Genomic DNA, 24,268 nt, shown 5'->3' on the forward strand with positions numbered 1-24,268 from the left:
ATAACTCCTTTTTGTAGTTTATTAATCTAACCTATTTTTTGAAACCACCCAAGATTCCTCGAGTAATTTGTCTTCCAATTTGATTTACCATCTGTCTGGTCGCACTTTTAGCAACACTTTGAACGATACCGTCATGCTGTCCACCTTTTGGGCCGGTTCTACCAAAAATAAGTGAACTTAAAAAGTCCATTATACCACCATGTTCCTCTTTATCAGATGGATTCTGATTGGAATCAGTTTCTATTGAATTTTGACTATTTTCAGTATTTATACTAAAACCCTGTTTAAGTTTTTCGTAGGCTGATTCGCGATCGATGGTTTTTGAATATTTATCATAAAAGCGAGATTTTTGAATAATCGTCAACTGTTTTTCTATATCCATAGGTCCCATTTTTGATTCTGGCGCTATTATCATTCCTCGTTGAACAATATTAGGGCGCCCCTTTTCATCTAGAAATGAAATTAAAGCCTCTCCTACACCAAGCTCCATAATAGCTTTTTCAGTGTTAAAATTTGGGTTAGCTCGCATGGTTTGAGCTGCCACTTTGACTGCTTTTTGATCTTTAGGTGTAAATGCTCGTAAAGCGTGCTGCACTCGATTCCCCAATTGACCAAGGATAGTTTCTGGAATATCGGTTGGGCTTTGTGTAGCAAAATAAATCCCCACTCCTTTAGAGCGAATAAGGCGAACAACTTGTTCGATTTTTTCTAATAATGCGGGAGAAATATCATTAAAAAGTAAATGTGCTTCGTCAAAGAAAAATACAAGTTTTGGTTTATCAAGGTCACCTACTTCTGGTAAATGCTCGAACAGCTCTGATAATAACCAAAGTAAAAATACTGAATATAATTTTGGTGAATTATATAATTTACTGGCAGATAAAATATTAATAACACCACGACCATCAGCATTAATTTGCATTAAATCATGTATATCAAACATCGGCTCACCTAGAAAGAATTCAGCACCTTGCTGTTCTAAAGTAAGCAATCCACGTTGAATAGCACCAATAGTTGATAAACTTATATTGCCATATTGGGTAGTAAATTTTTTAGCGTTATCACCAATAAATTGGATGAATGTTCTTAAATCCTTAAAGTCTAGTAATAATAATCCATTATCATCGGCAATTTTAAAAACTAATTGTAGAACGCCAGATTGAATGTCATTGAGATTTAATAATCGACCTAATAATATAGGACCTATATCGGAAACTGTACTGCGAACGGGAATACCATTTTCACCAAATACATCCCATATTTCTAAAGGAGAAGAATTAGGAAGCCAATCTTTTACACCAATACTTTCTAGCCGTGCTTTTAATTTTTCAGATAATAGGCCATTTTCCCCTAAACCGGTCAAATCACCTTTTACATCAGCAAGAAACACGGGTACACCAATCTGCGAGAATTTTTCCGCCATCTTTTGTAGGGTTACGGTTTTACCTGTACCTGTTGCACCAGTAATTAAACCATGGCGATTAGCCAACGATGCAAGGATGTATAAATCATTACCTTCACTTTTTGCAATAACGATCTTTTCATTCATAGACATCTCCCATTCAAAAATTGCTATTAAAACAATTGAGAATATTGTAAGCTGAATTATTGTTAACTGCTATTATTTTAATTAATCTTATAAGGAGGCTGTATGTTTCCAGAATACCGTGATTTAATCTCTAAACTAAAAAACTCAGATTTACATTTCCAAAAATTATTTGATGAGCACAATGAGCTCGATCAAAAAATTAAAAATATCGAGTCTGGTATTGCAATTGATACTTCGGAAACGATTGAAAGTCTAAAAAAACTGAAGCTAAAATTAAAAGATGAACTTTACGAAATTTTGAAAAAAGCTTCTAAATAACTCATCAAATATAAGCTTATAAAGCTTTATTGTGTTATAAAACCCCAAGCTGTGGGGTTTAATTTTATAGCAATTTTTTGCAAATCATTTATAGAAAGTTATTTATTAACTTTCTCTTGTTCTTTTTTCAGTTTGCGATGTTTGATTAGTGTAATTAAATTCTTGTGTGGGGTTTTCATTTTTTACTCCTCTTATTGTTATTTATAGGCTCCTTAAAAACATTTCTAAAAAGCTCAATTATTTATACAAATATTATTATCAATTATATTTATCAAATGTGTACTCATCACTACTATAACACACTAGTTCAATATTTATACTTCTTTAGTTAATGATGTAAGCAACATCGTCACTTACATCAATTTTGTTATTTTAGAACCATTGTCCAAAGCGTTTTATGTAAATCCTTTTCATTATTTGAGCAACCACACAGTAACTTAATAATGTTGCAACTAACCATGGAAAATAGGACCATGGTAATGGTTGAAGACCAATTAGGCTACCTATTGGTGAAAAAGGAATATAAATACCCACCGCCATAATTAGCATAGTCATTACTATTACTGGGAATGCCGCGGTACTTTGTATAAATGGTATTTTCTGAGTCCTTAGCATATGTACAACTAAAGTTTGTGATAACAATCCTTCGATAAACCAACCTGAGTGAAACAATGATTCAGCTGCAACACTATTAGCACCAAAAACAAACCACATCAATGCATATGTTGTTATGTCAAAAATAGAGGATGTTGGTCCAATCCAGATCATAAAACGTCCAATATTTTGTGCATCCCATTTACGAGGTTTTTGTAAAAACTCTTCATCCATCTTATCCCAAGGTAATGATAATTGTGAGATATCATATAATAAGTTTTGGATAAGCAAATGAATCGCAAGCATTGGTAAAAATGGTAGAAATGCACTAGCCACTAATACAGAGAAGATGTTACCAAAGTTAGAACTTGCGGTCATATTTAGGTATTTCATAATATTACCGAAAGTTTCGCGTCCGCAAATTACACCTTCTTCTAATACAAGTAAGCTTTTTTCAAGCAAAATGATATCAGCTGATTCTTTAGCGATATCAGTAGCGGTGTCCACTGAAATACCAACATCTGCATCTCTCAACGCTGGCGCATCATTAATACCATCACCTAAAAATCCAACAGTATGACCATTACTTTGTAACAATCTAATGATTCGAGATTTTTGTAATGGAGTCAACTTAGCAAAAATAGTGCGTTGCTCAATTTGCTCTTTTAACTCAGCGTCACTCATTTTTTCAATGTCGTTACCAAGTAAAGGTATACCCGGTTCTAAGCCAACTTCTCGGCATACTTTAATCGTGATGATTTCATTGTCACCAGTTAGAACTTTAACGCCAACACCATGTTCATTCAATGCAGAAATAGCTTCATAAGCACTCTCTTTAGGTGGATCTAAGAAAGTCAAAAACCCACGAATGGCTAATGATTTTTCATCTTGGACACTATATTGAGCTTTAGTTTGTGATGCTGAAATATCTTTTACACCTACTGCTAACACTCTAAATCCATCTTTATTATAATTGTGTGCAAGTTCAATCAATGCTTGTTTACGATTTTCGTCTAACGGTAAGTACTCGCCGTTTTCATAAACAAAATCTGAAATAGATAGCATTTCTTCAACTGCGCCTTTACAGATCATTAAATGATTTTCATCATTGCCTTGTACAACAACCGATAAACGACGGCGAACAAAATCAAATGGTAATTCATCAATTTTTTTATAAAGACCTACACCCACTTTTTTAACACTGGTTTTTTCTTCAGCAAAACGGATGATCGCTTTATCCATCAAGTTTTTCATTCCACTTTGATAGTAACTATTGAGCCAGGCCAGTTGTAAAACAGATGGATCAATCTGCCCATTAATGTCTAAGTGATGTTCTAAAATGATTTTATCTTGTGTTAAAGTACCTGTTTTATCAGTACATAAAATGTCCATCGCGCCAAAGTTTTGAATAGCATTCAAACGTTTTACCACAACTTTTCGTTTTGCCATGCCAACAGCACCTTTAGCTAGATTTGCACTAACAATCATTGGTAACATTTCAGGCGTCAAACCAACAGCAACAGCTAACGCAAATAATGTTGCTTCCCCCCAATCGCCTTTGGTAAATCCATTTATTAGTAATACAATCGGAACCATCACTAACATAAAGCGAATTAATAACCAACTTACGCTATTTACACCGCGATCAAATGAGGTTTCGGCTCTTGAACCCACTATTGATTTTGCTAATGAACCAAAATGTGTATCAGCACCTGTTGCAACAACAATAGCTTTAGCTGTTCCACTCACTACATTGGTGCCCATAAAACAAATATTGTTTACATCAAGTACATTGTCCTTATCAATTTTTGAAGAATCTATCTCTTCTGTCGTTTTTTGCGATACCGCGCCTAAGGTGTCATATTTTTCAACTGGAATTGATTCACCGGTTAACACCGCTTGACTCACAAATAAATCTCGCGATTCGATTAAACGAATATCGGCAGGAATCATGTCCCCAGCTGATAAAAACACAATATCTCCAGGAACGATATCGCTTAAAGGAACTTCAATATGCTCAGTTGGCATATTTTTATTACGACGGCGTAGAACTGTGGCTGTAGTTCGGATCATTGACTTTAATGCTTCAGCAGCTTTATTTGAACGAAACTCCTGCCAAAAACGCAATAATCCACTAAGTGTTACCATGGTTAAAATGATAATAATTCCAGTTAGATCTGTCTCTTCACCGTTTTGTAATGGCAACCAGTAATCAGTAAAAAAACTTACCAGTGCTAATATTAACAGTACAAATATAAATGGGTTCTTAAAAGCTAAAAGTAACTGAACAAAAGCTGATGGCACTTTTTCTCGAGCCACTTCATTTTTACCATACTGTTCCAATCGAGATTTTACATTTTCTTGAGTTAACCCCGAAAGACTTGATTGAAATTTAGACAAAATGCTATCTAAGCTATTCTGAGCTTCTTCAAGTGCTTTTATGTTTAAAGTATTATCTGTCTTTACTTGAGATGTTTTTTTAATCATAGTTTGTACCTATCTATTTTTCAGGCAAAAGGAACCCGCTCTTAGTTAACGTTAAACTAGGAGTTATTAAGTTCTTATCGACTAAAATTTAAACGTAAAGCAATAACTAACCATTGCAGTTAAGGCTTAACATGAAATAAAAATATTAAAAATAATATTAATTAAAAGTTAGATACAACTAGGTGGCTCTAAATGCTTATCTGTCAGATATAACACTCGCAAAAGTGCTTTATGAGCACAAAGGTATTTTGAATTTGTGTGATAGCGTGTAGAAAACTGCATATCGTTCACCGTTACCGTTTTTATCAATTTCGGCTTGTGAACTGAAAAAATAACTATTTAGACAGGTTCATTAACCGATAATGATGTGTTTGAATTTATCTCCCCATAGTTTGGGGTGACCCGATTGACTGTCCATATTTCTCCTGTAAATTGAACTCATCACTTTGTATTTCAACTTTTCTTAAACCTCATTTTTAACCATCTCTTATCGTTAAAAAAGTAAGAAAAGCTCAAAGGCGAGCACTTTATACGCTTTTGCATTCAAGAAGTCAACCGATTACTTGTAATAAAGTTGCAATTGATTAAAAACACCACTACTAGGATGATGAAATGTAGAATTAATACCCGTTTTACATAATATCAGTTACAATTAACCAATTGTTAACAACACTGGTTAAATTGGATGGATATTACTCAATTGTTGCAAGATAATTGGTTTAATTTATTTATTATCTTCGCTTTATCAATTATTGGCTTTATTTATAAAAGAAACACACCTAATAATTACTTTGACAATATTATTAGATATACAGATATATTAGAAAAAGTACCTCAACCTAGTTATCAAAAAGATTATTTAAACAATATCAAGAAAAAACTGATTTGGGAAAAAGTTTGTTTTTATAAACCAGGCAATATTAACAAAGAAAGAATTGCTATTTCTGTTGTTAATGCAGATATTCATAATGTTATTGAATTGAGTCAATTAAATCAATTAACTCAATATTTCGGTATTGAAAAAAATCGTATTACATTTCTTAGACCTTTTTTAATTAAAGACGTGATTTTAACTGCTGCTGTTAGTCTATTTACTTTTTTTATGGTTATATATAATCTCCATACTATTTTCAAATCAGAATGGATTATTAATGTCATTATTTCTGTATTGACGATTTTTGTTCTAATAATCATTATTGCGCAATTTGCTAAAGGACCATTAAAAAGATTAAATAGTTACCGCATCCTTTTAAAGGATAGACAATTTTTAATTAGAGCAAATAAAGTATTTGCTAAAATCCTCGATGAAAATAGACCAATTGATACACTCTCTAAAGAAATTGACAAAAAAGAGTCTACGGATTTAGAAGAATAATTATTATTTAGATTTTATTATTAGACAGGACAATAAATAATAAAAAAACTATTTATTGTCCTTTTAGTAATAGAAATTTATGATTGAATTTTCAATCTTGAATTTTTTAACTGTTCAACTAATGTAAGCAAAGACGAATTTAATTGATACATAAATTGTTGATAACTGAATTCTTTTTTACTAATTTCCTCAAGCTGTAACTCCCAATGTGCAGTCATATCTGGCATTGAAACACTTTCCGGTAATGATAAAATCAAATTTTGGCCTACCTTCGTTGAACGAATTGATTTACCTTGACGCGTTAAAAATTGACGTTTAAATAAAAGCTCAATAATACCAGCTCTTGTTGCCTCAGTACCTAATCCATCAGTTTCGCGTAATATTTTTTTTATCTCAGGATCTTTAACAAATCTAGCTATACCTGTCATTGCAGAAAGTAAAGTCGCATCCGTAAATGGTCTTGGAGGTTGAGTTTCTTTACTGAGTAATTCGGTATCAATACATAGGACTGATTCGCCTTTTTTAACTAATTTAGTTAATAAACCATTATTCTCACTATTATCGGTATCGTTCTCTGCTTGATAATTTTTACTTCTAAACAGTACTTTCCAGCCTTCGTCCAACATTTGATTGGCTTTAGAGATAAATTTACCACCATTGATATCAACATCAATCTGTAACTCAGCATATTTATAAGCTGGATAAAATTGTGCTAAGTATTGTGTAGCAATCACTTGATAGACGGCTAACTCATTACTAGATAAACTTTCGGTTCTCACTTTACGCAATGTTGGAATAATAGCGTGGTGAGCCTCAACTTTTTTATCATTCCAAGCTTTGGAACGTAAAGTGAAATCAGCATTATTAATTGCAAATTGTAACGCAGAACAATTGTTTTCAATCGCAGATTTTACACCATTAATTTGTGTTAAGTGCTCTTCCGGCAAAAAACGGCAATCTGAACGAGGATAGGTAATTAATTTATGTTTTTCATATAATGATTGGCAAATATCAAGCACATCTTGTGCACTTAGACCATTTCGTTTTGCCATTTCAATTTGTAAAGCAGATAAATTAAATGGCATAGGTGGTGCAAGTTCTTTCTTTTTATTACTTACTTTATCAATAGTACCTGTCTGATCTTTAATTCGTTGACAAACGTTTTCTGCTAAACCTTTAACTAAAACTCTGCCCTCTTCATCTTGATAAGGTTCACATGCCTCGCTTGGTTGCCATTTGGCCTTGAAAGTTTCGTTATCCTTGGTTTGTAATATGGCATAAACTTCATAAAATGGTTTAGGAACAAATTGCGCTATCTCTAAATCTCGTCTAACTACTAATCCTAAAATCGGCGTTTGTACGCGCCCAATAGATAGTACACCACGATAACCGCTTCGTTGCCCCACAAGAGTACAAACACGACTCATATTCATCCCATATAACCAATCAGCTCTTGCTCTTGCTAAAGCAGAAGTAGATAATGGGATAAAATCTTGATTACTACGTAATTGCTCAAGTGATTTTTCAACAGCGCTAGCATTCAAATCGCTGATTAAACAACGTTGAATACTTTTCCGCTTTTCTGGTGGTAACTGGCAATAGTTAAGTACTTCATCAACTAATAATTGCCCTTCTCTATCTGGGTCACCCGCATGTACAATTTGTTCAGCTGATTTAATCAATTCAACTAAGGTGTTAAATTGTTTTTCGGTACTATTTTTGGGTATCAATATCCATTTTGCAGGAACAATGGGTAGATCGTCTAAAACCCATTTTTTATAGCGTTCATCATATATTTCAGGTGTTGCTTGTTCTAATAAGTGCCCAATACACCAGCTAACAATATCACCATTACTGGCTTTGATAAATCCATTTCCCTTTTGGTGGGGTTTAGGCAAAACATCAGCAATAGCTCTAGCTAAGCTCGGTTTTTCGGCAATAAATAGACGATAAGGTTCTTTAGATTGCATAATAATTAGTGTTAATCATAAATTCCAAACGACATAAGCATTATAGGGTTGATTTAAAATATAACCCAACTCAGTAGCAAGCTTTAAAGAGGGCTTGTTGTGAGCATCCCAGTTAGGTGTTATTTGACGATCTAGGCAAGCTAAAATTAACTTTGCCGAACTAATCAATGCAAGTCCTTTTCGCCTTTCCTCAACTATTGTATCGACTTCAATGTCGATACTATTATTATATGCTAAATAAGATGATGCACCAGAAACAATAACATTATCTTTTAAAATAATAAATCCCAATCCTGATTTTTCAAAATCCAAGTATGAATTAAAGTTTTTACACAAGTCTTTAGCCCATTCAAGATTGAGAATTTGCTGATAATACTTTTCATCAATAGCTTTTAATTGATAGTTTTCAGGTAATTTTGAGATAATTAATTGTAGTTTCTGAATATCAAATTCTGTAGGAGTATAAAAACTATAACGTGTAATTTTTTCATAATTGTTGCGATATACATTTTCAATTAAATTTTGCCAAGTTTTATCAATAGGGATAAGAATTGCATAATCATCACTATATACTTTTGGAATATAGTGAAGCATTTGCTGGTTTGGTTGACCTGCTAAAAAAAAGAAGCAACCAAGATTAATTGCTACTGATGTAGGCCGCAATAAATCATCAGCATATGCAAAACCGATATTTCCTTCCCAATAAGCTTGAATAATTGTTTGAGTTGTATTTTGAAATAATGATTCAATATCTTTTTTATTAATAATTTTATCAAAATACATCAATATATTTCCTTTTTCATATTTAAGCTTAATTTTTTACCACCATTTTTTTAGCTTAAGCCATACCACTGAAAGTATACTGATCAGAATTAATAGTAATATTAACCCAATAAATGACCACTCTTTTTCATTGAACGGAATGCCGGCCAAATTAACACCAAGCAAACTAGTGATAAAAGTAATTGGTGTAAAAATGATGGTAAACAAGGACATTAAATAAATACGTTTATTCGTCGATTCGGCCAAAATGCTATTAATTTGTTCCATAACGGAACCAATTCTAATCAAACAACTATCAATTTCAGAGACATAGTGATTTTGTTGGCTAGAAATGTCATGTAATCGCTGGCGATCATTGTCATCAATCCAAGATATTCTTTCAGTCGAAATTTTGACAAATATATCGCGCTGTGGGGAAAGTAAACGACGTAATATAAAAAGTTGTTTACGAACTCTTCCAATCTCCTTGTGAGAGAAAATCCGTTGATTTAATAATAGATCTTCCAATTTGATGATTTTATTGTGAACCCCATCAAAAGATAAATTAACTTGATCACAAATTAATTCAGAAAGTTGAATTAGCCAATCAGCAACATCAACTGGGCCAATACCTTTTTCTAAATTTTCTTTTAATTTGATGATGGCATCAATTTTTTGGTGCCTAGTCGATATTATAAAATTATCAGTTATATAAAATCGGAAAGTGACAATAGGATCAGGTAGCTCATTAGGTGTAAAATTGACACCTTTAAGTACGACTAAAATGCCTGTATCAAAGCGAATTTCTTTAGGAAACTGATTGGGTTTAATCAATTCATTTTTGACAAGATCTGGAATTAAATTTGTTTGGTTAATCCAATTGATTGTTTCGCTTTTAGCAAAATCAAGATGTATCCAATAAGGTTGTGAAATTGAAGCTTCACTTTTATCATTTAAAGGGTTGGCTTTACCCTTCCCATCCAATTGACAACTAAAGACAGGGTGTGCTGCAAGTAGATCTGAAACCAGAATAGAATTATTACTATTTTCGTTAATCATCATCAGCCCCAATTGTTAAGTTTGCTTAATTATATACTCATTTTGAACGAAAATGGAGCGGATGATATTAGATTTATCCTTTAGGGATTTAAATAGATTTGAGGTATTGATGAATGTTTAGGGTGATTATAAACACCTAATTCAACACCATACCATCGATTGATATTTTCAACAGTTAATACTTCAGATGGTACGCCTTGTTCTACAATTTTTCCTTGGTTAACAAGAATAATTTTATCAGCATACAAAGCAGCTAAATTGAGATCATGTAAGATGCAACATACAGCCAATTTCTGTTTAATAGCTAACTGCTTTAATAATCTTAAAGTATGTTGTTGATGATAAAGATCAAGTGCAGAGGTAGGTTCATCTAAAAATAATAATTTTTCATTAGATTGCGGTTGCCACAATTGAGCTAAGACTCTAGCTAATTGAACTCTTTGCTGTTCTCCTCCGGATAAACCTCTATAATCTCGGTCAGCAAATTGTAAACAATCAGTTTGTACCATCACTTCGTGAATTGATTCATCAAAATGTATTTTGCCATAAGGAGCTCGTCCCATTGCTATTACTTCTTTTACTTTAAAAGGAAAAGTAAGTTGGCTTTGTTGAAGCATAACTGTTCTTATTTTTGCTAATTGTTTTTGTGGCCACTGTGATAATGGTTTATCTAATAGATAACATTCACCAGATAATGGTTTTTGATAACCTGTTAGTAAACGCAATAAAGTGGACTTACCTGCGCCATTAGGACCAATGATAATTACAATTTCGCCTGAATTTATTGATAAAGATACATCATTAATTATCATTCGACGACCATAACCAAATGTTAAATTTTTAGCGGTTAACACAATAAATCTCCATCAGTTATTTATGTCTCAGAATAAGCCAAAGAAAATACGGACCACCAATTAGGCTGGTTAAAAGACCGACAGGAATTTCAGTTGGAGCAACTAATGTTCTAGCTAAAGTATCAGCTAATAAAAGTAAACAAGCACCACCTAATGCAGAGCCAGGTATTAGCCATTTATGGTTTGCACCGACTTGTAAACGAATCATGTGAGGTACAACTAATCCAACAAAAGCAATAATGCCACTCACTGCAACAGAAGTACCAATCAATACAGCACTAAGTAATAATAGATAGCGTTTAGTGCGTTCAACATTGATACCTAAATAATGAGCATCTTCATCCCCCAGCTGTAATATGTTGAGATGATGAGCAAGTTTAATAACACATAATAACGTAGGTAAAATTAAAGAAATGGATACAATGACCAAGTCCCAAGAGCCTTTTCCTAAATGTCCCATTGACCATAACGAAAGTTGACGTAATTGTGATTCATCACTAATGTAACTGAGTCCTCCCAATATTGAGCCAATGATGGCATTAATTGCGACCCCTAACAAAATCATTTTAGCTAAATTACATTGTTCATTAAGACTATAGAGGTATATAAGAATACAGATAGATAAACTACCAGCAAATGCAGCAATCATTTTTCCATAAAGCATCATAATCGGAGGAAAAACGGCAGGAAATAATATCGTTATACCTACCATTAGGCTTGCACCACTACTAATACCTAATAAACCAGGATCAGCTAAAGGGTTTCTGAATAATCCTTGCATAACAGCACCAGAAGTGGCTAATGCCATACCGACCACTACAGCAAGTATAATTCTGGGTAATCGAATGTTACACCAAATATTCCATAATGGATCATCAAATGACATATTAATTAATTGCGTAAAAGATAATTTTAATGCTCCAGAGTTTGCCGAATAGACAATTAAAATTAAAAGTAAAGCAAATAATCCCACTAACAATATTTGTTGACTAGATTTTCGCACCGATTAACCTCATATTTTTAATACTAATAACTCACCGCTAAGCTTGGGTCAACAACACTATATGCTCGGTTATCAAATTGTTGATTAGCAATTTTATCAATGATTATTCTGGCTAATTCTTTGCGATATACAAAACCATGAACTTCCTTAGCGAAATAACATTCACCGCGATTGGTTGTTTCTCCATCTCGTAAACCACCTGGTCTTAAGATCACATAATTTAATGAGCTGGTTTGTAACCAAATTTCAGCTAGTGATTTTTCTCGAACCGCATTACCAAATGCTTGCTTAGCTCGTAAGGATAATGTTGACCATGAATCACCACAACCAAGCGAGGTCACTAATATCATTTGTTTAATTCCAACCTGTTCTGCGCAATCAATGATAATGCGCTGAGCAATGTAATTACCCGTTTCTCCACCTAAAGTTGAAATTACTGTCGCGTCACTACCGTTTTGTTGACATATCTGTTTCACTAATTCAACGTCAGTTGCATCGCCAACATGAGTTTCAATACCTTGTTCAGATAATTGTTTTGCAAAATCGGCATCACGAACTAATACAATACAACGCCACTCAGGGTGGCATTGTTTGATTAATTGAGATACTTGATAACCAGTTCCTAGCTTTGAACTTACACCAAAAATAATTACTGTTTTCATTTTATTGTTTCTTAAAATTAATTGATTTTTTTTGCTAAAGCTCTAAATTTTTCAAGTTGTTCTGCTTTTAATTGATGTTTTTCATCACGCCCAACAAAAATTTTAAACATTGATTGACCTAAATGATTAAGGAATATAATAGAAGCAGTCGACATTTTCATAAATTTTCTTTCAATAAATGCAATATATTGGCAATGTTCTGCTTTTATGTGACCACTTAACCCTTTTTGATGGCGTAAGTTAAAGTATTTTTGGCTATGAGTTCCAGGAGGCAATTCACCTGAAATTTCAGCAATAATGTCACCAGTATGAACTAAAAACAATACGTCACCCCAAGTTGTTACTTCTTCCCAAATTGTATCAAAGTTACTTCCATCTACGATTTTTGCATCAGGTATTGCTTGGATCACTTGCGTCATAGTGACTTTATGATCTTGGGCAATTTTCTCTAGTAATTCTTCAGGGTTAGATTGCATATAAGTTGCAAGACTATTTAAAAGGGTTTGTTTATCTGCCATAGTAATTTCCTTTAATTTTCTGTTTTTACTTGGATGTTTTGCATATGTGGGTGAGATTTAGGCATACCATTACCTTGTTGCATGGCTTGTCTAGCTTGTGCCATCTTGTTTTGTAATTCGATATGCTCAGGATTATTAAGTTGTAGTAAAAGCTGTTGCAAAGCTTGTACAATATTACTTGACCAAAAACGTCCCGATAAAGTCAATCGTAAACAACGATCTTCATTTTGTAGTAATCCTACTTCATGCCATTGCTTGATTAATGGATCAAATAATTCAGCTTGATTGGTAAGTTGCGTTAGATCAACACGCCCTTTTTCTATACCTGCTTGTAATTTATGCAGCCAGTCACCGAGTAATGGTTTACCGGTTAACATCATTAGGGGCTTTTTACCTTGATCTAATAAGGAATAATATTGATTTAAATCACGATGGATCATATATGATTGCCCATCTAGCTTTCCACCAGCACAAGAACCAAATCCAAAAAAGTGTGAGCCTTGTTTAATTAAAAAATTGTATAAATTCCGTTCACGACTCGTTTTTGCCCAATGAGCATTGGTTAAATGAGTCCAACCCTGTCTATCTAAATATTTAGCTCCTTGATGATAAAAATCGCACTTATCAGTTACTGTTGGAATCTCTATTCTTTTATTTTCAACACCTTTAGCTAATGGAGTTGTTGGTAAAAGATTTAAGGAGTAAAGATCAACCCCGTCGAGAGGCAATTGATCGGCGATTTCTAAATCTCTTTGCCAAGTAACTGGAGTTTGATTAGGTAGTCCAAACATAAGGTCACAAACTAAAGCAACACTATCTCGTGCAGCAATACGTTCAAAACTTTTAATAATTTCCTTTTCAGAAGACTGGCGTCCTAATCGCTGTCTAATTTCGGTATTAAAGGTTTGAATACCTATCGAAAAACGGTTTGCCCCAGCCTCAATGTAACTATCAATTTTATCCTCATCGAAATCAGAAATTCGCCCTTCTACAGTAATTTCGCAGTCAGGTGCTAGAGGAGCGTGTTTTTTTAGATAATTTATTACACGAGCTAATTGTCCTACAGCTAAAGCTGAAGGTGTTCCACCTCCAAAATAAATAGCATGAATTGGCGCAGACTGCATCGCTTTATTGTTAATTTCTAGGGATATCTCTTGTAATAAGTAATCAATATAAGTGTTGGTATCAAATTTACGCAAAGGATTTTGATAAAATCCACAAAATTGACAATGAATATCACAAAAAGGAATATGTATATAAATTAGACGTTTTCGTCCAGATAGATCTGAATTTTGAACAATACTCCATTGTTGTTCCAATTCTTGAGGTGATACTGGTAAACTTGCTTGTAAAGGCATTACTGCCCAACGATCTTTAAAAGGTAAAACTGAGTTTGAAGCGTAAAACGCACTTACATCAAATGATTTCATAACATCCATTCATAAAAATAATCTCGGTGAATTAAATAATAATTATTATCATTTATCAATATTTTTTTAATTATTTTCTTATTTATCTATTTAAATCTGATTATTTTTTAAAATTTATGCTCAGTTTTCAAACTAAACGCTAGTATTTTCATAAAAAATTAGCAAATAAAAACCTTTTTTTAATAATGCTGATCGATTTATTGTATTGATTAGTAACTCGTGGAACCTTTATACAAATTGTATTTACATATTTTGCTAAAGATGAAATTACTATGGATAACATTATTGTTTCCCAAATAAACGCTTATCTTGTATTGATATTTCGGTAATTTTAAGTCAATTTTATTTCTTAATTCCTTATAATATTTAGCATAATCGATAATTTTCTTAAGTTATTTAATCAATCAAAACTTGATGATTAAGTGCAAAATGTGAAGCTGGTAAAATAGAATTACTCTATGAAAATATGAGTAAAATTATATTTAAGTTAAATAAACTGAAACAGAAATAAAAAGTACCAAAATTTCCCTACAAGATATCATTCTAATTTTCATATCCCCCAAAATATCAATATATTATTTTTGTAATAATTTGTTATAACATTATTATTTATTTGAATAAATTTTAATTTATCATTTATGCTTGATCAGTTTCTAATGCTTTGCTATTAAATCCCCCAATATTTTATGTTGATAATGGTTATCATTTTCACTATATTATTCTTCCAAAATTGAAAACCATGGTAGGTAAATTAAATCATGAAGAAAAATTTTATAAAAAGGATTAGCCTATTTTTACTAATATTTAGTATCAACAGTCTTCTCAATTATAGTTTAGCAAATGAAAGAATTGTTATTGCTGGAGGATCTCTTACTGAAATTGTATTCGCACTAGGTGCTGGAGATGATGTCGTAGGTGTTGATAAAACAAGCAGTTATCCTGAGAAAGTTAAACAATTGCCACAAATCGGTTATTGGAAATTATTAAATATTGAAGGTGTTTTATCGCTTAGACCAACCTTGTTTATAACATTAAATGATGTAGAACCTGATAATGTTATCGAAAAAGTGTCTGAGTCAAAAGTAGATGTATTAGCATTAAGGCGTGTACCTGGTACAATTGAACTGTTATACGAAAATATCAATAAAATTGCATCTAAATTAAATAAACAAGAAGAAGGCGAAAAATTAATCAATAGAATTAAAGCCAATCTTGCCGACATTCAAGCCAAAATCGCAACTCACCCACAAAAAACAAAAGTTTTATCCCTAATGAGTATGAGTGGTTCCAATTCTGTAGCAGGTAAAAATACTACAATTGATGCATTAATTACTATCGCTGGTGGTGAAAATTTGGCAACGCATAATAGCTTCAAAAGTTACACTGCAGAATCAATTATAGCTATCAATCCAGAAGTTATCATTTTAAATAAATATTCGATTGATCAATTAGGTGGTTTAGACAAAGTCAATACTATTCCAGGTATTACTGAAACGAGTGCATTTAAAAATAATCGTATTACGGTTATAGATGATAGTTACTTATTTGGAATCGGGCCAAGAGTTGATGAAGCAGCAAAATTGCTATTCCAAAGCTTTTACCCTGAATAAACTATTTTAATAATATTTTTATTAATTGAAGCAATAAATGCGCGCATTAAACATATTAAGTTTGAAAGGATAAAAATGTGAATTTTAAATATTTAAAAAAGACAAGTTCATTAGCAATAGGTTTAACATTAGCACTACCTACTTTCGCTACTGATAAACATAATGATGAAAAAGACATTGATACTATTACTGTAACAGCTCATGAAGCAACAAAAAATCCGGGAATGAATACTGAAATTTCTGAGCAAGATATTCGCCGTGATGGAGGTACTAATTTTGGTACTATAATGCGTTATCAACCTCTAATTTCTGCCCCAGGAAGTATTTCAGGTTCAGGTAGTGGTAAAAGTAGTTGGGACCGTGGTGGGTTTACTGGATACAATATCCGTGGTTTAGATGCTAACCGCGTGTCAATCGATATTGATGGTATGCCTTTACCAATAGCTCAAGGTCGAGTTAACTCTGTTGGACGAGCTGGGTTTGGATCTTACGGTATTGGCCGAGATTATATTGATACCTATATGTACAATAAAGTTGATATTCAATCAGGAGCGACATCGGTTAGTAATGCAAATAATGCTCTAGGTGGCTCAGTTTCATTCCAAACTAAATCGGCAAGTTATTACCTCTATCCGGGTAAAACGACCTACTTTGGTTATCAAAATAACTATGATAGTTCAGATAGAAGTTTCCACCAGGGCTTAACTATGGCTGGTGGTGATGATTATCTAAATGGTATTTTGGTTTTAAGTCGACGCGATGGCCAGCAAACACGTAATAATGGAGACTCAATAAGTAGTTATCCAGAAAACTGGCACTCCAACTCGATTTTAGCTGGTTTTGGCTGGCAAATGACAGAAGAACATTTAATTAATACAACAGTTGATTACAATAATAAAACCAAAAATTCTCATTATGATACTTGGGATAAATACGGTAAAAAAGTTGAGTCACTTGATCATCAAAGAAGCAAAAACAATCGCTTTAATCTTGCGATTAAAGATCAATGGAAACCAACTGCTATAAGCTGGATTGATAGTTTAACTACTCAATTAAATTATCAACGAACCAATGTCTATGATAGTACCGATATTAGACATACAACTAAAGGTAATTTTAATACTCAAACAAATTACAATACAAAAACTTATAATTTTATTACTACTTTAGTTAAAAACTATGAAAATCAGAAAATTAGCGCTGGTTTAAATGGTAAATGGAGTGAAGATGAATCACCATTCTTTACTTCAGCCCAATCTCAAAATGGTAGAATATTTCCAGACGGAGATTACACTAAACCCCAAGCAGATAGTCGAAGTTATCAATTAGGGGGATTCCTCGAAGACAGAATTAGTTTTAATATTAAAGATAGTAATAATTTCTATCTAGTACCTGGTGTTAGAGTTATTTACCAAAATACTAAACCTCGTAATTTAGAAAATATGGCTGTAACAAACATCAATGGTAGCCAGTTAGGTAAACAATATAGTAGCAATAGTGATTTCCAAGTTTTACCTTCTATGTCATTTATGTATGATATTAATCCTGACTTCACTGCTTATTTACAATACAAACGTTCCGCACAAATGCCAAATCAGAACCAATTATATGGATCTTATTTAGCGCATAGCAATATGTATGTACTTGTTGGTGATTCAAATCTTAACACTGAAACCAGTGACAATTTTGAATTAGGTTTGAAAGGACATCCTGTTTCAGGTGTAACTTTAACATCTTCAGCTTTTTATAATAAATATAAAAATTTCATCGCTTATACACGTTATAGAAAGAACTTTGTCGGAACAGGTAACCGAATTGTTTATCAAGCAGAAAATCGTGATAAGGCATACATCTATGGTGCTGAATTGAGCAGTGAATTCAATATCGGCAAATGGGTAGAATCTGCTAATGGCTTAAGCGCTAAATTTGCAATTGGTTATAACCAAGGCAAATCAAAATCAAGCTATTTAGGTGATAAATATATTGAAATGGATTCAATAGCACCAATGAAAAGTGTTGTCGGTTTAGCGTGGGATGATCCGAATAAATTTTATGGTGTGGCTGTTACAGCAACATTCCAAAAAGGTAAAAAAGCCGAAGCGACATCTAGAGAATCTTATGGTAATGATGGTAGACCACTTCCTAATTCTAAAGATGACTATTTTAGAATCGCCGGTCATGGCATTATTGATTTAACTGGTTATATTAATATTACTAAGAATGTTAAATTGAATGGTGGAGTTTATAATCTTACCGATCAAAAATATTGGGATTATCTAAGTAATAATAAATTATACAGCACATCAGATCATAAATATCTAAACATGTTTACTGCTCCAGGCAGAACATTCCAATTAGGTTTAGATGTTGATTTCTAGAATGATATATCATTTTTTCAAATAAATAACCCGCATCATGCGGGTTATTTATTCTATAGCCTTCTATAAAACCTCCCTAAAGGTGTTTAGTTTTTTATTAAAATTAAAGTAAATTTAGCATCAATAAATTGATAAAAAATATCACATGTAATATTTACATGTGATAAAATTATGCTAATATAAGTTGTATAAAAAATTAAAGAATAACCAAAATTTATGAAAAAAACCAAAGAAGCTAAAAGCTCAGCATTTTATCAACAACAATACCGACAACGTTTAAGAGAACAGGGGTTGATAAAAAAAGAAGTTTGGATATTGCCTGAAAATACTGCTGAGTTACTTGAAATCGAAAAAAAATTTCGTCAACCAGCTGTAGAAAATAAATCTTTTTTGTACCATGTGAAGGAAAACAATGAAATGAAAAATAAAGAAATCTGGAAAATTAATGACCTTTTCCAAGAATTAAATCAAACTGATTTAATCAAACAAGGTTCTGCAAGTATTGAAATAATTGATGGTGTCGATGCTTGTTTACATATCATTATGCATGACTATGGTGATTTACCACTTTTTTTAAGCGTTTCAAATCAGCAAATTATTGTAGAAGCACTACTTTGGCCAGTTTCACTAATCAAAAATCCTTCATCATTTAATGAAGAAATTCTGTCTGCTAGAAAACTATTTGCTTTATCAACTATAGCAATTGAAAAAACAGGAGATGGAGAAATCAATTACATTATGTATGGTGCACTTAGTTCATCCTCAACCTTAAACGATATTATTTATGAACTCGAAATGTTATCAGACAATGTGATCAAAGCGACTGAAGCTTATGAGCATTTCTTTAATATTGAATAGTTAAAGCGAAAAGTTATAGAAGGAGTTAAATATGGTTATCTTCAAAAAATTAGTAACAGCATTACGTGGTGGAATAAATGAAGTTGGCGAATCAATAATTGATTCTCAAGCGTTACGTATATTAGACCAAGAAATTAGAGATGCTGATGAAGAATTAAGACAAGCTAAAGAATCATTAGCTAATATTCTAGCAGAACAAAAATTAGCAGATAAACAAGTTGAATCAACAAAAGCTCAAATAACTGAATATGAAGCATATGCTATTAAAGCACTTGAAAATAACAATGAAGAGTTAGCTTTGGAAGTAGCGGAAAAACTTTCGGTACTCGAAAATCAATATGAAAATAACAAAAAGCAAGCTAACTATTTTGCTGAAAGTGTTAAAAATTTACGACAAACTATTTCACAATCTGAAATCAATATTCGTAACTTAAAACAACAAGTTGATATAGTTAAAGCTACTGAAAGTGTCCAAAAAGCACAATCTGCAGTAGCACAGCGTTACGGTGGTTCAACAGCTAAATTGCATACTGCACTCGATTCATTAGATAGAATCAAAAAACGTCAAGAAAAAGCTGCTGCCACTTTTGAAGCAAAAAAAGAATTAGCAGCAACTGAAAATCCTGATTCGCTTGATAGTAAATTAGAAGCGGCCGGTATTAAAGCTGGCAATAATAATGCAGCTTCAATTTTAGCTAGATTAAAAGAAAAACAATCGAATTAAAGTTTTCGCGTTTTGATATTTTTAAGTTAGAATAGCAAAAACAATTATAAAATAATTAATTAGTTAAAAATAGTTTGGATAGATGAAGGGAATATAATGGAACTGTTTTGGGGAATATTTTTTTCTTTTCCCGTAATTATCTTTAGTGCATTGTTAACAATCTGTATCTTATATTGGTTTGTTGCAGCATTAGGACTATTAAGCGTTGACTGTTTAGATTTTGATATCAGTGTCAATGATGTTTATAGTGATGTTCCATCTACTGGATTAGGTGGTTTATTAATGAAATTTGGCTTCAATGAAGTACCAATGACTCTCATCATCACATTGATCTCTTTAATTGGATGGTCAATTTGTTATTTTGCCTTTCGTCTATTAATCCTACCTTTGTATAATTTTGTATTTCTTTATTATTTAGCAGGGATAGCTCTTTTAATTATCTCATTTATTTTATCAGTCTATTTAACTGCTTTTTTTATTAAACCACTTCGTCCTTTATTTAGAAAGTTGATAATTAACCACAATCATAAATCATTGTTAGGACAAGTTATCGAAATACGCTCAAGTACCGTAACCAGAACTAAAGGACAAGCTACCTGTGAAGATGGAGGAGCGGGCCTTATTTTAGAGGTAAGATGTGATGAATCTTATCAATTCAAGCGCGGTGATAAAGCCGTAATCCTTCAGTATGATGAAACAACAAATTGTTATGAAATAATTAGCCTAAAAGATTTTAATGGCTAATAGAAGTTAATTTGGAGAATAGAAAAATATGTCTTTAAGCAGTGATACTATAATGTTTTTTTTGGTAATAGTTGGAAGTATATTCCTTGTAATTGTCGGATTCTTCCTATTATTTAAGGCATTTTACATAAAGGTTCCTCAAGGTACGGCGCTTATTGTTAATGACATGACGTCAAAACCTAAAGTTCATTTTACTGGTGCATTGGTATATCCAATCATCTACAAAAAAGAGTTCATGAAAATTTCCTTGATCACTTTTGACGTAGAACGAAGAGGTAAAGATGGTTTAATTTGCCAAGACAACCTTAGGGCTGACATCTGCGTAGCCTTCTATTTACGCGTTAATGAAACAACAGAAGATGTTCTTAAAGTTGCCAAATCAATCGGTGTAGATCGTGCATCAGACCAACAAGCGGTAAGCACATTATTTAGTGCTAAATTTTCAGAAGCATTGAAAACCGTAGGTAAACAATTTGAACTTGCAAAGCTGTTTGAAGATCGAATGAATTTCCGTGAACGTATCATTGATGTAATAGGTAAAGACCTTAACGGTTATGCCCTTGAAGATGTTGCTATCGATTATTTAGAACAAACTCCAATTAAATCACTCGACCCAGATAATATTTTTGATGCTGAAGGTATTAATAAAATTACAGCTATAACTGCTGTACATAAAGATGAAACCAATAAGCGAGAACGCGATCTAGAGTTAGCTCTTAAGAAAAAAGATACTGAAACTATCGAAGCTAAACTTGAATTAGAACGTCAACAAGCTGACGCTGAGGCTCGACAAAAACGTGAAATTGAAACTATTCGAGCTAGAGAAGCCGCTGAAACATTAAAAGTTCAAGAAGAAGAACGTTTGAAAGCTGAACAAGCTAGAATTCAAACCCAACAAGAAATTGAAGTAAGAGAAGAGAATCGTTTACGTGAAGTAGAAGTTGCACAGAATAACCGCCTAAGAGCTATTGCGATTGAAGAAGAACGTGTAATCCGAGCTCGTTCACTTGAAATTGTTGCTCGTGAACGAGAAGTTGAACTACAACGAATAGAGAAAGACAAAGTTGTAGAAGAGGAAAAGAAACAGATTGCTAATGTTATTCGTGAACGTGTAGCAGTTGAAAAAACAGTTGCAGTTGAAGAGGAAAACATTAAAGAAGTTCGTGAAGTTTCAAGAGCAGATCGTGAAAAACAAACAACAATTATTGAAGCTGAAGCTAGAGCTGAACAAGAGCTAGTTAAACAAGTAAAACAAGCTGAGGCAGATGAACAATCATCTAAACATCGCGCAATTGAAATCAGCACGATGGCTCAAGCTGAATTAGAAGCTGCAGCTAAACAAGCTGAAGCTAAAAAACAATTAGCTCAGGGTATAGAAGCCGAAGAAGCGGCAATAGGCCTTGCCGAAGCTAAAGTACGAAAAGCAAGAGCAGAAGCAGAAGAAAAAGAAGGTTTAGTCAAAGCAAATATTACAGCTGAGACATTATTAGCTGAAGCGAAAGGTAATCAAGAAAAAGGCTTAGCAGAAGCTAAAGTTATTGAAGCCAAAGCAATTGCAGTAGAAAAACAAGGTTTAACTGAAGCTAAAGTACTTGAAGAAAAACTTTCTGCTCAAGCTCGTGGTGATGAACGTATTGGATTCGCAAAAGCATCAGCAACAAAAGAACAAGGTCTTGCAGAAGCGTTAGTAATTCGCGAAAAATTAACTGCTGAGGCAAATGGTTTAGTAGATAAGTTCCAAGCAATGGGTACGATGAATGAACAATCGAAAAATCATGAGGAATTCCGTTTAGCGCTTGAAAAAGGTTTCGAACAAGCCATGGCTGCTATTGCTGCTAACAAAGAAATTGCTAGAGAACAAGCCGACGTGCTTGCTGCGGCATTCAGTAAAGCCAATATTGAAATTGTAGGCGGTAATGATAACTTCTTTAATAGCTTCTCTAAAGCAATTAGTGTAGGTAAAGCAATAGAAGGAACTGTTAATCAGAGCCCTGTACTACAATCTGCATTACAATCAGTACTATCTCGCTTATCGGGAGACAAAAACATAAACATAAAAGAGACTTTGCAAAACACTGATTTAAAAGCGTTAGCAAAACAATTTTTGTCATCCAATAATGAGAATGAATAGGTTACTATCAGAATAGCCATTTATCTATAATGTAATCAGTTTTAGGTAGGATTCATTTCCTACCTAAAACATTAGGTATTTCAGTATTATCTTCAACGAGTAAAACATGTCAGAAACCCAAGATCAGCAACAAACATCAATTGATAAAGCAGTCGCGGAAGGCGGAGCTTATGAAATTCTTCGTAAACGTTTAACCTCTTTAGGACAAGAACTTAATCAAAAGACAGAAGCTCTAAATCAGGAAAGGCTATCTGAGTTTGGTAAAAGTGACATGTCCATTATTAGCCGTATTCGTATTAGAACGGAAAATAACTGTGTAGCACGAGATATTGTTCGCTTTGGTGATTGGTTGTTGTTTGGTTATAACGTCTATTTAGGATTAAAAAAAGAAACCAAGATAGAAGATGTATTTTCACTTTATCAATTAGTTGAACGTGATAACAATTATGAAGCTGATCCGGTTGATCTCTCAAATACATTCCTAAATATAGATCGATTTATACAAGACTTTAATGAACTTTATACTTATTATAAAAATGCCCAGTTACTTCAGCTTGTTGAACGTGATGGAAAACTTCTTGCTAGTTTTCAAATTGGAGAACGAATTAGTGATATTCGTGTATTTCGATGGTCTATATCTAGCGATAAAAAAACAATCGAGTATATAGATAATCGAGGTGAGCGAGATATCGCACTACCACCTGCCTACGATTTTGAATGGATCGAAACAACACGTGAAGATATTGTTAATGGGCGATTTCCTCATATCAATGTTCTTGATACAGTATTTGTTGAAACCATTGGTGGTGACTTAACAATAAAGTGTGAAAATAATACTAATGATGGTTTAGGAATTTATCGAGAAGAGGTTGTTGATAAAAATCAATCAATTAATGATGCTAAAATAGAATATGCAAAAGTTGGTTCATTAATCCTATTGAAAATTCTCCCTTACCGCGAAGACAATTGGCGCTATTTAGTTTATAACTCGCTAACCCAGCAAGTCCATCGTATAGATTTTATTGGTCAATCATGTATTCAACTTCCAGAAGATCATGGAATTATATTTCCTGGGGGATACTACTTACAAAATGGAGATTATAAAACTTTTGACCAATCAATGTCAGGTATGCGTTTCAGACGAATTCGCCGTTCACCAAATGGGGAAGATGTTTTATACATTTTCTATGACCCAAGCAATGGGCGACTAGCACTGTTCAATTATAATATGATTGAACGCAA

Annotated in this window: 19 protein-coding genes; 9 read left to right on the top strand and 10 right to left on the bottom strand. The window is 32.9% G+C overall.

From position 1 onward, the window contains the following. Window positions 1–31: 31 nt before the first annotated feature. Entirely contained in the window at window positions 32–1,549 is a 1,518-nt protein-coding gene (locus tag J3U16_RS08940; RefSeq protein ID WP_267330278.1) for a helicase HerA-like C-terminal domain-containing protein, read from the bottom strand. Window positions 1,550–1,651: 102 nt separating this feature from the next. Here J3U16_RS08940 and J3U16_RS08945 point away from each other — a divergent pair, with 102 nt between their 5' ends. Continuing rightward, the gene (locus J3U16_RS08945; protein ID WP_065562488.1) at window positions 1,652–1,867 is read left to right on the top strand and encodes a YdcH family protein; all 216 of its coding nucleotides are present in this window, start codon (window positions 1,652–1,654) and stop codon (window positions 1,865–1,867) included. 372 nt (window positions 1,868–2,239) lie between these two features. Here the strand turns inward: J3U16_RS08945 and mgtA are convergent, their stop codons facing one another. Then, entirely contained in the window at window positions 2,240–4,948 is a 2,709-nt protein-coding gene (gene mgtA, locus J3U16_RS08950) for a magnesium-translocating P-type ATPase (protein WP_065734202.1), read from the bottom strand. Window positions 4,949–5,633: 685 nt separating this feature from the next. On the opposite strand from mgtA, the gene J3U16_RS08955 reads away from it, so the two are divergent. Next, on the top strand, window positions 5,634–6,323 hold the full coding sequence (locus J3U16_RS08955) for a hypothetical protein (protein WP_065734203.1): 690 nt from the start codon (window positions 5,634–5,636) through the stop codon (window positions 6,321–6,323). A gap of 77 nt (window positions 6,324–6,400) precedes the next feature. Here the strand turns inward: J3U16_RS08955 and J3U16_RS08960 are convergent, their stop codons facing one another. The 8 genes from J3U16_RS08960 to hutW form a co-directional block, all read right to left on the bottom strand. Next, complete coding sequence (locus J3U16_RS08960; RefSeq protein WP_267330277.1) at window positions 6,401–8,293, bottom strand: DNA topoisomerase III; 1,893 nt, start codon at window positions 8,291–8,293, stop codon at window positions 6,401–6,403. 15 nt (window positions 8,294–8,308) lie between these two features. After that, complete coding sequence (locus tag J3U16_RS08965; protein WP_267330276.1) at window positions 8,309–9,076, bottom strand: GNAT family N-acetyltransferase; 768 nt, start codon at window positions 9,074–9,076, stop codon at window positions 8,309–8,311. A 36-nt stretch (window positions 9,077–9,112) separates the two neighbouring features. After that, window positions 9,113–10,114, bottom strand: a complete 1,002-nt coding sequence (zntB, locus tag J3U16_RS08970) for a zinc transporter ZntB (protein ID WP_065562483.1) — start codon at window positions 10,112–10,114, stop codon at window positions 9,113–9,115. A gap of 80 nt (window positions 10,115–10,194) precedes the next feature. Next, entirely contained in the window at window positions 10,195–10,968 is a 774-nt protein-coding gene (locus J3U16_RS08975) for a heme ABC transporter ATP-binding protein (RefSeq protein ID WP_218058400.1), read from the bottom strand. A gap of 16 nt (window positions 10,969–10,984) precedes the next feature. Next, complete coding sequence (locus J3U16_RS08980; RefSeq protein ID WP_141677474.1) at window positions 10,985–11,971, bottom strand: FecCD family ABC transporter permease; 987 nt, start codon at window positions 11,969–11,971, stop codon at window positions 10,985–10,987. A 23-nt stretch (window positions 11,972–11,994) separates the two neighbouring features. Then, a complete protein-coding gene (locus J3U16_RS08985; RefSeq protein WP_065734206.1) occupies window positions 11,995–12,633 on the bottom strand; it encodes an NAD(P)H-binding protein in 639 nt (212 codons plus the stop codon). Between the two features lie 17 nt (window positions 12,634–12,650). Further along, window positions 12,651–13,151 (bottom strand): heme utilization cystosolic carrier protein HutX, encoded by a 501-nt coding sequence (hutX, locus tag J3U16_RS08990; protein ID WP_065562481.1) that lies wholly within the window; start codon window positions 13,149–13,151, stop codon window positions 12,651–12,653. 11 nt (window positions 13,152–13,162) lie between these two features. Beyond that, window positions 13,163–14,581, bottom strand: a complete 1,419-nt coding sequence (gene hutW, locus J3U16_RS08995) for a heme anaerobic degradation radical SAM methyltransferase ChuW/HutW (RefSeq protein WP_267330275.1) — start codon at window positions 14,579–14,581, stop codon at window positions 13,163–13,165. A 758-nt stretch (window positions 14,582–15,339) separates the two neighbouring features. Between hutW and J3U16_RS09000 the strand changes: the two genes are divergently transcribed. The 7 genes from J3U16_RS09000 to J3U16_RS09030 form a co-directional block, all read left to right on the top strand. Further along, entirely contained in the window at window positions 15,340–16,191 is an 852-nt protein-coding gene (locus J3U16_RS09000; RefSeq protein ID WP_065734404.1) for a heme/hemin ABC transporter substrate-binding protein, read from the top strand. Window positions 16,192–16,268: 77 nt separating this feature from the next. After that, window positions 16,269–18,569, top strand: a complete 2,301-nt coding sequence (locus J3U16_RS09005; protein WP_065734405.1) for a TonB-dependent receptor domain-containing protein — start codon at window positions 16,269–16,271, stop codon at window positions 18,567–18,569. A 216-nt stretch (window positions 18,570–18,785) separates the two neighbouring features. Beyond that, window positions 18,786–19,427, top strand: a complete 642-nt coding sequence (locus J3U16_RS09010; protein WP_267330274.1) for a YjfI family protein — start codon at window positions 18,786–18,788, stop codon at window positions 19,425–19,427. Window positions 19,428–19,458: 31 nt separating this feature from the next. Beyond that, the gene (locus tag J3U16_RS09015; protein ID WP_267330273.1) at window positions 19,459–20,151 is read left to right on the top strand and encodes a PspA/IM30 family protein; all 693 of its coding nucleotides are present in this window, start codon (window positions 19,459–19,461) and stop codon (window positions 20,149–20,151) included. 96 nt (window positions 20,152–20,247) lie between these two features. Next, entirely contained in the window at window positions 20,248–20,895 is a 648-nt protein-coding gene (locus J3U16_RS09020) for a hypothetical protein (RefSeq protein ID WP_065734408.1), read from the top strand. 28 nt (window positions 20,896–20,923) lie between these two features. Next, window positions 20,924–23,026, top strand: coding sequence for a hypothetical protein (locus J3U16_RS09025; protein ID WP_065563261.1), 2,103 nt, complete (start codon window positions 20,924–20,926; stop codon window positions 23,024–23,026). A gap of 106 nt (window positions 23,027–23,132) precedes the next feature. Next, window positions 23,133–24,268 (top strand): DNA repair ATPase (locus J3U16_RS09030; protein WP_267342912.1); only part of this gene is annotated, 1,136 nt, incomplete at its 3' end.

This window comes from Gilliamella sp. B3023, assembly GCF_026536845.1.
Taxonomy (GTDB): Bacteria; Pseudomonadota; Gammaproteobacteria; order Enterobacterales; family Orbaceae; genus Gilliamella; species Gilliamella apicola_E.